The 12,102-nt window shown below is 54.9% G+C and carries 12 protein-coding genes and 1 riboswitch; of the genes, 8 read left to right on the forward strand and 4 right to left on the reverse strand.

Going from position 1 to position 12,102, the window contains the following annotated elements; all coding sequences use genetic code 11:
• Window positions 1–20: 20 nt before the first annotated feature.
• Window positions 21–246, reverse strand: a riboswitch (TPP riboswitch).
• A gap of 51 nt (window positions 247–297) precedes the next feature.
• Window positions 298–786, reverse strand: coding sequence for an Rsd/AlgQ family anti-sigma factor (locus tag ACLJZ5_RS21410; protein ID WP_000934322.1), 489 nt, complete (start codon window positions 784–786; stop codon window positions 298–300).
• Window positions 787–878: 92 nt separating this feature from the next.
• Between ACLJZ5_RS21410 and nudC the strand changes: the two genes are divergently transcribed.
• The 6 genes from nudC to ACLJZ5_RS21440 all read left to right on the forward strand — a co-directional run bounded on the left by nudC (window position 879) and on the right by ACLJZ5_RS21440 (window position 5,233).
• Window positions 879–1,652 (forward strand): NAD(+) diphosphatase, encoded by a 774-nt coding sequence (nudC, locus tag ACLJZ5_RS21415; protein WP_024798268.1) that lies wholly within the window; start codon window positions 879–881, stop codon window positions 1,650–1,652.
• Window positions 1,653–1,692: 40 nt separating this feature from the next.
• Complete coding sequence (hemE, locus tag ACLJZ5_RS21420) at window positions 1,693–2,757, forward strand: uroporphyrinogen decarboxylase (protein WP_024798267.1); 1,065 nt, start codon at window positions 1,693–1,695, stop codon at window positions 2,755–2,757.
• 9 nt (window positions 2,758–2,766) lie between these two features.
• Complete coding sequence (gene nfi / locus ACLJZ5_RS21425; protein ID WP_000362359.1) at window positions 2,767–3,438, forward strand: deoxyribonuclease V; 672 nt, start codon at window positions 2,767–2,769, stop codon at window positions 3,436–3,438.
• A gap of 41 nt (window positions 3,439–3,479) precedes the next feature.
• A complete protein-coding gene (locus tag ACLJZ5_RS21430; protein WP_000940092.1) occupies window positions 3,480–4,070 on the forward strand; it encodes a YjaG family protein in 591 nt (196 codons plus the stop codon).
• 186 nt (window positions 4,071–4,256) lie between these two features.
• Entirely contained in the window at window positions 4,257–4,529 is a 273-nt protein-coding gene (gene hupA / locus ACLJZ5_RS21435) for a nucleoid-associated protein HU-alpha (protein WP_001044509.1), read from the forward strand.
• An 11-nt stretch (window positions 4,530–4,540) separates the two neighbouring features.
• Window positions 4,541–5,233 carry a DUF1481 domain-containing protein gene (locus tag ACLJZ5_RS21440; RefSeq protein WP_001083932.1) on the forward strand — a complete coding sequence of 231 codons (693 nt, stop codon included), beginning with the start codon at window positions 4,541–4,543 and terminating at the stop codon, window positions 5,231–5,233.
• A gap of 41 nt (window positions 5,234–5,274) precedes the next feature.
• On the opposite strand, the gene zraP is transcribed toward ACLJZ5_RS21440, so the two are convergent.
• A complete protein-coding gene (zraP, locus tag ACLJZ5_RS21445; RefSeq protein WP_000828129.1) occupies window positions 5,275–5,730 on the reverse strand; it encodes a zinc resistance sensor/chaperone ZraP in 456 nt (151 codons plus the stop codon).
• 253 nt (window positions 5,731–5,983) lie between these two features.
• On the opposite strand from zraP, the gene zraS reads away from it, so the two are divergent.
• Both zraS and zraR read left to right on the forward strand, forming a co-directional pair.
• Window positions 5,984–7,381 carry a two-component system sensor histidine kinase ZraS gene (zraS, locus tag ACLJZ5_RS21450; protein WP_024798454.1) on the forward strand — a complete coding sequence of 466 codons (1,398 nt, stop codon included), beginning with the start codon at window positions 5,984–5,986 and terminating at the stop codon, window positions 7,379–7,381.
• Window positions 7,382–7,386: 5 nt separating this feature from the next.
• On the forward strand, window positions 7,387–8,712 hold the full coding sequence (gene zraR / locus ACLJZ5_RS21455; protein WP_023219293.1) for a sigma-54-dependent response regulator transcription factor ZraR: 1,326 nt from the start codon (window positions 7,387–7,389) through the stop codon (window positions 8,710–8,712).
• Here the strand turns inward: zraR and purD are convergent.
• Together purD and purH are read right to left on the reverse strand one after the other, a co-directional pair.
• A complete protein-coding gene (gene purD, locus ACLJZ5_RS21460; protein WP_023194135.1) occupies window positions 8,709–9,998 on the reverse strand; it encodes a phosphoribosylamine--glycine ligase in 1,290 nt (429 codons plus the stop codon). The two genes, zraR and purD, sit on opposite strands and share 4 nt — an antisense overlap.
• Window positions 9,999–10,013: 15 nt before the next feature.
• On the reverse strand, window positions 10,014–11,603 hold the full coding sequence (gene purH / locus ACLJZ5_RS21465) for a bifunctional phosphoribosylaminoimidazolecarboxamide formyltransferase/IMP cyclohydrolase (RefSeq protein ID WP_024798455.1): 1,590 nt from the start codon (window positions 11,601–11,603) through the stop codon (window positions 10,014–10,016).
• Window positions 11,604–12,102: the final 499 nt, after the last annotated feature.

Genomic DNA, 12,102 nt, shown 5'->3' on the forward strand with positions numbered 1-12,102 from the left:
CCGTAAAGGCAGCAGCATAAAGCAGAATTACTCTTGTTCCCTTCGCAGGTATTAACCTGATCAGGTTCCGCGGATCCCGAATTAACGGTCTCAGCCTTTTCCACTTCATCCTTCGCGCTGCCTCTTCGTTGGCTTCGTCCGCTCACTCCAGTCACTTACCTATGTAATCTCCTGGAGATTCACCGACTTGCCGCCTTGACGCATCACGAACGCTTTTGTGGAAAATTAGCACTCCGACAAGATAACCGCCCCTCCGAAGAGGGGGCTGAAGTAAACTACCCGTTACTCGCGCAGAACTCAAGCGGGACGTTTGACTCTGGCGCCGTCGTGCATCGCGTCAAACACCAGCATAATCAGCTTGTCTTCCAGCACAAAGCGGGCTTCCAGCGCTTCGCCGATGTCTGACAGAGCTTGTTGAAATTCGAGACAATTATCGTGATCGATGGCAGTTTCCAGGCTGGTGTCGTAATAATCCATAATGCGCTGCGTATTATCTTCCAGCAGCGGCCAGATTTTTGCCGCATGTAAAAGCTGACCGTTTCCTTCCAATTTATGGAGAATACGTTCATAAATACTGAAGTGCCCGGCGGAAAGGTAATCGACCAGGCTCTGACAAAAATCATCCAGCGCTTTTTCATTCAGCCGCATGTACGATTCTTTGCCAGGCTTAATGCCAACCAGATTGTAGTAAGCCACGAGCAGGTGCTTACGTACATCCAGCCAGCGATCGACCAGTTTGTTGCTTCCGCCAACGCGCTCCGTCAGGGTTTCCAGCTGGTTTAGCATGATTGTCTCCGCAAGTTAGATAAAGGCTGCTCGCCATGAATGTAAAAATAATGTTAACAACATGCCAGTGAAGCAAAGGTAGTGCAAGAGCTATGGATCGTATAATTGAAAAATTAGAGAGTGGCTGGTGGATCGTCAGCCATGAACAAAAATTATGGTTGCCGTATGGGGAATTACCACACGGGCTGGCGGCAAATTTCGATCTTGTGGGGCAGCGCGCACTCCGGATAGGTGAATGGCAAGGCGAGCCCGTCTGGCTGGTGTTACAGCATCGACGTCATGATATGGGATCGGTTCGCCAGGTTATCGATCAGGATGCAGGGCTATTCCAACTGGCGGGACGTGGCGTACAGTTGGCGGAGTTTTATCGGTCGCATAAATTTTGCGGCTATTGCGGGCACCCTATGTACCCGAGTAAAACCGAATGGGCGATGCTGTGCAGCCATTGCCGCGAGCGTTACTACCCGCAAATCGCCCCCTGCATTATTGTTGCCATTCGCCGTGAGGATTCTATTCTACTTGCCCGGCATGTTCGCCACCGCAACGGCGTGCATACGGTACTGGCCGGGTTTGTTGAAGTCGGCGAAACCTTAGAACAGGCGGTCGCGCGAGAGGTAATGGAGGAGAGCGGCATTAAGGTGAAAAATCTGCGCTATGTGACTTCCCAGCCGTGGCCTTTCCCGCAGTCGCTGATGACCGCTTTCATGGCGGAGTACGACAGCGGCGATATCGTCATCGACCCGAAAGAGCTGTTGGAAGCAAATTGGTACCGTTATGACGATCTGCCGCTACTGCCGCCGCCGGGCACCGTCGCGCGCCGTTTGATCGAAGATACGGTGGCAATGTGTCGGGCTGAATATGATTGACATGTTACACTGGGCGCATCAACGCTAAAGGAATGTAAAAATGACCGAACTCAAAAACGATCGTTATCTACGTGCGCTGCTGCGCCAGCCCGTTGATGTTACGCCAGTGTGGATGATGCGCCAGGCGGGCCGTTATCTACCGGAGTACAAAGCCACTCGCGCTCAGGCGGGCGATTTTATGTCGCTGTGCAAAAATGCCGAACTGGCCTGCGAGGTCACTTTACAGCCGCTGCGCCGTTATCCGCTTGATGCGGCGATCCTTTTCTCGGATATCCTGACGATTCCGGACGCGATGGGCCTGGGGCTCTATTTTGAAGCCGGGGAAGGCCCGCGCTTTACGGCTCCTGTCACCTGCAAAGCCGATGTCGATAAGCTGCCCATTCCCGATCCGGAAGATGAACTGGGTTATGTGATGAATGCAGTGCGTACGATTCGCCGCGAACTAAAAGGCGAGGTTCCGCTGATCGGCTTCTCCGGCAGCCCGTGGACGCTGGCGACTTACATGGTGGAAGGCGGCAGTAGCAAAGCCTTCACGGTGATTAAAAAGATGATGTACGCTGACCCGCAGGCGTTGCATCTGCTGCTGGATAAGTTGGCGAAAAGCGTCACGCTGTACCTCAACGCGCAGATTAAAGCGGGTGCGCAGTCGGTGATGATTTTCGATACCTGGGGCGGCGTGCTGACTGGCCGCGATTACCAGCAGTTCTCCCTCTACTACATGCATAAAATCGTCGATGGCCTGCTGCGTGAAAACGACGGTCGCCGCGTGCCGGTAACGCTGTTCACTAAAGGTGGCGGTCAGTGGCTGGAGGCGATGGCGGAAACCGGCTGCGACGCGCTGGGTCTCGACTGGACGACAGATATCGCCGGTGCGCGCCGTCGCGTTGGCCATAAAGTGGCGCTGCAGGGCAATATGGACCCCTCGATGCTGTATGCGCCGCCGGCACGGATCGAAGACGAAGTAGCGACTATACTTGCTGGTTTCGGTCAGGGAGAAGGGCACGTCTTTAACCTTGGACATGGCATCCATCAGGATGTGCCGCCAGAACATGCTGGCGCATTTGTGGAGGCAGTGCACCGACTTTCTGCGCAGTATCACAGCTAAGGAGTTAGTATGGATCTCGCGTCGCTACGCGCTCAACAGATAGAACTTGCTTCATCGGTTTGCCGCGAAGATCGGTTGGACAAAGATCCGCCAGCGTTTATCGGCGGGGCGGACGTCGGTTTTGAGCAGGGCGGCGAGGTGACGCGGGCGGCGATGGTATTGCTGAAATATCCGTCGCTTGAACTGGTAGAGTACAAGGTGGCGCGTATTGCCACCACCATGCCGTATATCCCCGGCTTTCTCTCTTTTCGTGAATATCCTGCGCTGCTGGCGGCGTGGGAACAGCTCTCACAAAAGCCCGATTTGCTGTTTGTGGACGGTCACGGTATTTCGCATCCGCGTCGGCTTGGCGTCGCCAGTCATTTTGGACTGTTGGTGGACGTGCCGACCATCGGCGTAGCGAAAAAACGGCTATGCGGTAAATTTGAACCACTTTCCGCCGAACCTGGCGCACTTAGCCCCTTAATGGATAAAGGCGAGCAACTGGCGTGGGTATGGCGCAGCAAGGCGCGCTGTAATCCGCTGTTTATCGCGACAGGGCACCGGGTCAGTACTGACAGCGCGCTGGCGTGGGTACAGCGCTGTATGAAAGGGTATCGCCTGCCGGAGCCGACACGCTGGGCGGATGCCGTCGCTTCCGGGCGTCCGGCGTTTGTTCGTTGGCAAGAAATTCAGCGCTGATTCAGGTAAACTGCCGCTAATTTCCGATTCGAGATTCCATCATGTTACAAAACCCGATTCATTTGCGTCTGGAGCGGCTGGAAAGCTGGCAGCACGTTACCTTTATGGCCTGCTTGTGCGAGCGCATGTACCCGAACTACGCCATGTTTTGCAAGCAGACGGAATTCGGCGACGGACAGATCTACCGTCGCATTCTGGATCTGATCTGGGAAACCCTGACGGTGAAAGATGCAAAGGTCAATTTCGATAGCCAACTGGAGAAGTTTGAAGAGGCAATTCCGGCAGCTGACGACTATGACCTGTACGGCGTTTACCCGGCGATTGACGCCTGCGTCGCATTAAGCGAATTAATGCATTCTCGTCTTAGCGGCGAAACGCTGGAACACGCTATTGAGGTTAGTAAGACTTCTATTACTACGGTGGCGATGTTGGAAATGACTCAGGCTGGTCGGGAAATGACCGATGAGGAGCTCAAAACGAACCCTGCCGTTGAACAGGAATGGGATATTCAGTGGGAAATATTCCGACTTTTAGCCGACTGCGAAGAACGCGATATTGAACTGATAAAAGGGCTCAGGGCAGACCTGCGCGAGGCTGGTGAGAGCAATATCGGTATAAATTTTCAGCAATGACACCAGAAAACGTGATTTAACGTCTGATTTGTCGTGCCATAAGGCTTCCCTTATGCCCCCCGTCTGGTCTACATTTGGGAGGCGAAAAAAAGTGGCTATCGGTGCGTGTATGCAGGAGAGTGCTTTTCTGGCATTTCCGTCGCACTCGATGCTTAGCAAGCGATAAACACATTGTAAGGATAACTTATGAACAAGACTCAACTGATTGATGTAATTGCAGACAAAGCAGAACTGTCCAAAACCCAGGCTAAAGCTGCTCTGGAATCCACTCTGGCTGCTATTACTGAGTCTCTGAAAGAAGGCGATGCTGTACAACTGGTTGGTTTCGGTACCTTCAAAGTGAACCACCGTGCTGAGCGCACTGGCCGTAACCCACAGACCGGTAAAGAAATCAAAATCGCCGCCGCTAACGTACCGGCGTTTGTTTCTGGTAAAGCTCTGAAAGACGCAGTTAAGTAAGACACGTAACTGTGAACAGTTTTATCGAAGGGGCTCGTCAGCCCCTTTTGTCTGTCTGGCGTCGCGCGTTTCTATTTTCTGGCGCGCTGTTGCTGACTGCCTGCAGTCATAACGCTTCACCGCCTCCGTTTACTGCCAGCGGCTTTGCCGGCGATCACGGCGCGGTGCGTATCTGGCGTAAAGATACGAACGATGAAGTCCATCTGCTTTCTGTTTTTAGCCCGTGGCATAGCGGCAGCACGACGACCAGCGAATATCGTTGGCAGGGTGATACGCTTTCGCTTATTGAACTCAATATTTACAGCAAACCGCCAGAACATATTCGCGCGCGTTTCGACGCTCATGGCGAACTCAGTTTTATGCAGCGTGAAGTCGGGGGGCAGAAGCAGCAGCTTTCCAACGATCAGATTGCCTTGTATCGCTATCGCGCCGAACAAATCCGTCAGACCAGCGACGCCTTGCGCCTGGGGCGGGTCATACTACGCCAGGGACGCTGGCACGCCGACCATACGGTAACCACCTGTGAAGGTGAAACGCTGAAACCGGATCTGGATTCCTGGGCAATAAGCCACATTGAGCGCCGCCAGAACCGCTCATCGGTAGAGGTGAGCGTAGCATGGCTGGAGGCGCCGGAAGGATCGCAACTTTTGCTGGTGGCGAATTCAGATTTCTGTCACTGGCAGCCGCAAGCGAAAACCTTTTGATGGAATACCGAATGGCGAAGCCGCCATTCGGCAAACATGCTTTACCAGTTTCCCATACCCATATGACCGCCGCCGCGATGATAACCGCCGCCATAGCCGCCGCAACCGCCATAGCCCATTCCTGCGCCGCGTGGTATGCCAGCCTGCGCCATCGCGACATCCCGTTTCACGCGTTGCTCATCTAACTTCTGGCCTAATGACTCCATCTCTTTGGCAACCGCATTAATTTTCGCAGTATCCGGCGAACTGGCGGTCAGTAGCGCGTTATATTCATAACGTTTGGATATCAGTTGCTGGCGCAGCGCGCTGGTCTGCGTATAGTAATCATCATAAATCTTCTGCGCCGTCGCCTGCTGTTCCGTGGTCAACGGGCTACCTCCCTGTTGCCACATACCGTCATTGTTGCCCCAGTGATGTCCGGCGAAGGCGGCGCCGGAGCTCAGGGCCAAAAGAGAGAGGGCGATTAGCGCGATAGCTGATTTATTGTTCCGTTTCATTTTGCGTTCTCCTGTTGCTCATCTTATCCTCTCTCTTGCATCTTCCGTGCCAGGTAACTATTCCTTGTCGGGCAGCGAGTTAACCCGCTTCAGGCGGCAAAAAGCGAGTAAAAATGACTCGCATGACCCGCCTGGCGAGTCATTTTTACCCACCCGTATCCGAAAGGGTGTGCGACAACGCGCGGTTATGCGGAGCGAAGAATGGCATGATCTCTGCTTAAGTAAGGAAAATAAAAACGAGCCGGGGAAGCCTGTGAGTTTTATACGATTACATAAAGATGCCGCTGCAACGTGGTTGAGTCGGCTGTTACCTGCGGCGATCTTCATTCTGGTGGGGCTATTTTCCATTATGGTCATTCGCGACTATGGCCGTGAGAGCGCTGCCGCCAGGCAGACGCTGCTGGAAAAGGGAAATGTACTCATTCGCGCTCTGGAGTCCGGCACGCGAGTAGGTATGGGAATGCGGATGCATCACGCGCAGCAGCAGACATTGCTGGAAGAGATGGCGGGTCAGCCAGGCGTGTTGTGGTTCGCCGTAACGGATGCGCAGGGGGTAATCATCACTCATAGCAACCCTGGCATGGTGGGCAAATCGCTCTATTCCCCATCTGAAATGCATCAACTAAACCCCGGGCCGCAGGAGCGTTGGCGGCGTGTCGACGTTGCTGCTAACGGCGAGACGGTGCCTGCGCTGGAAATTTACCGCCAGTTCCAGCCGCTTTTCGGTATGAGAGGTCACGGTATGAGGGGGCACGGCATGGCGCGTAGCGCCAATGACGACGAACCAGCGAAACAAACTATTTTTATTGCCTTTGACGCCAGCGAGCTGGCCGCGACACAGGCAAGGGAGTGGCGTAATACGCTGATTGTTTTGTCTGCGTTAGCGACGGTGCTGTTGGCAACGTTACTGGCGTTTTTTTGGCATCAGCGTTATCAGCGCTCGCACAGAGAACTGCTTGATGCAATGAAGCGTAAAGAAAAGCTGGTGGCGATGGGGCATCTGGCGGCGGGCGTCGCGCACGAAATTCGTAACCCGCTCTCGTCCATCAAAGGGCTGGCGAAATACTTTGCCGAGCGCACGCCAGCCGGCGGCGAGTCGCATGAACTGGCGCAGGTGATGGCCAAAGAGGCCGACCGTTTGAACCGTGTGGTAAGCGAATTGCTCGAACTGGTAAAGACCGCGCATCTGACGCTCCAGACGGTTAACCTCAATGATATTATTACTCACTCCCTGAATCTGGTCAGTCAGGATGCCCAAAGCAGAGAGATTCAGTTGAGGTTCACGGCGAATGAGACGCTTAAGCGTATTCAGGCTGACCCGGACAGGCTGACTCAGGTGCTGTTGAATTTGTACCTGAACGCTATTCATGCGATTGGCCGCCAGGGAACGATTAGCGTAGAGGCAAAAGAAAGTGGGACCGACCGCGTTATCATCACTGTTACCGATAGCGGGAAAGGGATCGCCCCGGATCAGCTGGAGGCGATTTTTACACCTTATTTTACGACCAAAGCTGACGGGACAGGCCTGGGGCTGGCGGTGGTGCAAAATATCATCGAACAGCATGGCGGCGCGATTAAGGTGAAAAGTATTGAGGGTAAAGGCGCGGTCTTTACTATCTGGTTGCCAGTGATAGCGAGACAACAGGATTAACAAGGGTGATACGCGGAAAAATCGATATTCTGGTTGTGGATGATGATGTAAGCCACTGCACGATTTTACAGGCGCTGCTTCGGGGCTGGGGCTATAACGTCGCTCTGGCCTACAGTGGGCATGATGCGCTGGCTCAGGTGCGTGAGAAAGTCTTTGATCTGGTACTGTGCGATGTGCGTATGGCGGAGATGGACGGTATCGCCACGCTGAAGGAGATTAAAGCGCTCAACCCCGCCATTCCGATTTTGATTATGACGGCATTCTCCAGCGTGGAAACGGCGGTAGAGGCGTTGAAAGCCGGCGCGCTCGACTATTTAATTAAACCGCTGGATTTTGACCGTCTGCAGGAGACGCTGGAAAAGGCGTTGGCGCATACGCGGGAAACGGGCGCTGAATTGCCATCGGCGTCGGCTGCGCAGTTTGGCATGATTGGCAGCAGTCCGGCGATGCAACATTTACTGAATGAAATCGCGATGGTCGCACCATCAGACGCCACGGTATTGATTCACGGAGACTCCGGCACGGGTAAAGAGCTGGTGGCGCGGGCGCTACACGCCTGTAGCGCCAGGAGCGATAAACCGCTGGTCACGCTCAACTGCGCCGCGCTTAATGAATCGCTGCTGGAGTCTGAGCTGTTCGGACACGAAAAAGGCGCGTTTACCGGCGCGGATAAACGTCGGGAGGGACGCTTTGTCGAAGCTGACGGCGGGACATTGTTTCTTGATGAAATCGGCGATATCTCGCCGTTAATGCAGGTACGTTTGCTGCGGGCGATTCAGGAGCGCGAAGTGCAACGCGTGGGAAGTAACCAGACGATATCTGTGGATGTTCGGTTAATTGCCGCTACCCACCGCGATCTGGCGGAAGAGGTGAGTGCCGGTCGCTTTCGCCAGGATCTCTATTACCGCCTGAATGTGGTGGCGATTGAAATGCCTTCTTTGCGCCAGCGTCGGGAAGATATTCCGCTACTGGCAGACCATTTTCTGCGGCGTTTTGCCGAACGTAACCGAAAAGCAGTGAAGGGGTTTACGCCGCAGGCGATGGATCTGCTGATCCACTACGACTGGCCGGGCAATATCCGTGAGCTGGAAAACGCTATCGAGCGGGCGGTGGTGTTGCTGACGGGAGAATACATTTCTGAACGCGAATTGCCTCTCGCTATTGCCGCGACGCCGATAAAAGCGGAAAACAGCGCCGAAATCCAACCGTTGGTCGATGTGGAAAAAGAGATCATTCTGGCGGCGCTGGAAAAAACGGGCGGCAACAAAACGGAAGCCGCCCGTCAATTGGGCATTACGCGCAAAACGCTGCTGGCTAAACTCAGCCGTTAGCTTTGCTCACGCTCGATGGCGCGCCAGCCAATGTCGTTACGGCTGAAGCTGCCGTCCCAGCGGATGTCGGTCATCAGGGCGTAAGCGCGTTTCTGCGCCTCAGCCACGGTGTGACCCAGCGCGGTGGCGCACAGTACGCGACCGCCGCTGGTCAACACGCGGTCGTCATCGGCGAGTTTGGTTCCAGCATGGAAGACCTTACCGTCAGCCACTTCTTCCAGCGGCAGGCCGTGGATCTCGTCGCCGGTGCTGTAGCTGCCCGGATAACCGCCCGCGGCGATCACCACGCCTAATGAAGCTCGTTCGTCCCACTCGGAGGTTTTCTCATCCAGCTTGCCGTCGCAGGCGGCCAGGCAAAGATCCACCAGATCCGATTTCATGCGCAGCATGATCGGCTGGGTTTCCGGATCGCCGAAGCGGCAGTTGAACTCGATAACCTTCGGGTTGCCCTGCTTGTCGATCATCAGACCCGCGTACAGGAACCCGGTATAGGTATTCCCTTCCGCCGCCATGCCTTTCACGGTTGGCCAGATGATGCGTTCCATGGTGCGCTGATGCACTTCATCCGTTACCACCGGAGCCGGTGAGTAAGCGCCCATCCCGCCGGTGTTCGGGCCGGTATCACCGTTGCCGACGCGTTTGTGGTCCTGGCTGGTGGCCATCGGCAACACGTGCTCGCCGTCGACCATCACGATAAAGCTCGCTTCTTCGCCGTCGAGGAACTCTTCAATCACGATACGGTGGCCCGCGTCGCCAAAGGCGTTGCCTGCCAGCATGTCATGAACGGCGGCTTCGGCTTCTTCAAGCGTCATCGCCACGATAACGCCTTTACCGGCAGCCAGACCGTCAGCTTTGATGACGATCGGCGCGCCTTTCTCACGCAGATAAGCCAGCGCAGGCTCAATCTCGGTGAAATTCTGGTATTCCGCTGTCGGAATCTGGTGACGAGCGAGGAAATCTTTGGTGAACGCTTTGGAGCCCTCCAGCTGTGCAGCGCCTTCGGTTGGCCCGAAGATCTTCAGGCCAGCGGCGCGGAAGGCATCGACTACGCCAATTACCAGCGGGGCTTCCGGACCAACGATGGTCAGATCAATCTTCTCGTTCTGAGCAAAGCTCAGCAGCGCCGGAATATCGGTGACCCCAATAGCCACGTTCTGCAACGCAGGTTCCAGCGCGGTGCCGGCGTTACCCGGTGCGACAAAAACGGTATCAACCAGCGGCGACTGTGCGGCTTTCCAGGCCAGCGCGTGTTCGCGCCCGCCGTTACCAATGACTAAAACTTTCATCGTCTGCTCCCTGAATTAATGGCGGAAGTGGCGCATGTCGGTGAAGATCATCGCAATGCCGTGTTCATCGGCAGCGGCAATGACTTCATCATCACGGATAGAACCGCCAGGCTGGATAACGCAGCTCACGCCAACGGCGGCAGCGGCATCAATACCGTCACGGAACGGGAAGAAGGCGTCAGAGGCCATCGCGGAGCCTTTCACTTCCAGACCTTCGTCAGCCGCTTTAATGCCAGCGATTTTGGCGGAGTACACGCGGCTCATCTGGCCTGCGCCTATGCCGATAGTCATGTTCTCTTTGGCATACACAATGGCGTTGGATTTCACGAACTTTGCCACTTTCCAGCAGAACAGCGCATCGCGCAGCTCCTGCTCGGTCGGCTGGCGTTTGGAAACCACGCGCAGTTCAGCTTCGCTCACCATACCCAGATCCCTGTCCTGAACGAGCAGGCCGCCGTTAACGCGTTTGAAATCCAGGCCCGGAACGCGGCTTGCCCATTGGCCGCAGGTCAGAACACGGACGTTCTGCTTGGCAGCGGTAATTTTCAGCGCTTCTTCGCTTGCGGATGGGGCGATGATCACTTCCACGAACTGACGGGAGATGATGGCCTGCGCGGTTTCAGCATCCAGCTCGCGGTTGAAAGCGATGATGCCGCCGAACGCGGAGGTCGGGTCGGTTTTGTATGCGCGGTCGTAAGCGTCGAGAATAGAGGTACTTACCGCCACGCCGCATGGGTTAGCGTGCTTGACGATTACGCAGGCTGGCTCGTTGAACGCTTTCACACACTCCAGCGCCGCATCGGTATCGGCGATGTTGTTATAGGAAAGCGCTTTGCCCTGAACCTGCTGTGCGGTGGCAACGGACGCTTCTTTGACATTCTCTTCTATATAGAAGGCAGCCTGCTGGTGACTGTTCTCGCCGTAGCGCATATCCTGCTTCTTAATGAAGTTCAGGTTCAGCGTACGCGGGAAGCGACCGGCGGCTTCTTTGCTTTCACCGTGGTAGGCCGGAACCATGCTGCCGAAGTAGTTAGCGATCATGCTGTCGTAGGCGGCGGTGTGTTCGAAGGCTTTAATCGCGAGATCGAAACGGGTGTCGAGGGTCAAAGAACCTTCGTTAGCGTCCATCTCTTTAATAATGGCGTCGTAGTCGCTGCTCTTCACCACGATGGCCACGTCTTTATGGTTCTTCGCGGCGGAGCGCACCATCGTTGGGCCGCCGATATCGATGTTCTCTACCGCATCTTCCAGCGAGCAGTCAACGCGTGCCACGGTTTCGGCGAATGGATACAGGTTAACGACAACCATATCGATAGGGGCGATGTGGTGCTGTTCCATAATGGCATCGTCTTGGCCGCGACGACCGAGGATGCCGCCGTGTACTTTTGGATGCAGGGTCTTTACGCGTCCATCCATCATTTCCGGGAAACCGGTGTAATCGGAAACTTCGGTCACCGGCAGGCCTTTTTCTGCTAACAGGCGGGCAGTGCCCCCCGTAGACAGCAGCTCCACACCGCGTGCGGAAAGTGCCTGGGCGAATTCGATGATACCGGCCTTGTCAGAAACACTGAGCAGAGCGCGGCGGACTGGACGACGTTGTTGCATGGTAAATCCCCTGGATTTGACGATTACAGAGAGCGTTAGCTGAATTTTTCGTGAAAAACTCAGCTAACGCCCCTTATGGGGTATTCTCATTTTGCGGCGACATTGTAACGAAAACGTTTGCGCAACGCTCGCGAATTTTTCTTTTTAAATTCTGGCCCCGCTTTTATCCCTGAAAGATCGTTTGCAGAGTGAGAAGATCCAGGAAATGAACGCGAATTTTGTGGATAAGTCTGTGCGTAAATGGGTATAACCAGGGGTTTTGCTGGGGAATGCAGCAAACAGTCATTTTTCTGCAATTTTTCTATTGCGGTCAGCAGAGAACTCCCTATAATGCGCCTCCATCGACACGGCGGATGTGAATCACTTCACACAAACAGCCGGTCGGTTGAAGATAAAAATCCTGAAATTCAGGGTTGACTCTGAAAGAGGAAAGCGTAATATACGCCACCTCGCAACGGTGAGCGAAAGCCGCGTTGCACTGCTCTTTAACAATTTATCA

The organism is Salmonella sp. 5800 (assembly GCF_046558195.1).
Lineage (GTDB): Bacteria > Pseudomonadota > Gammaproteobacteria > Enterobacterales > Enterobacteriaceae > Salmonella > Salmonella enterica.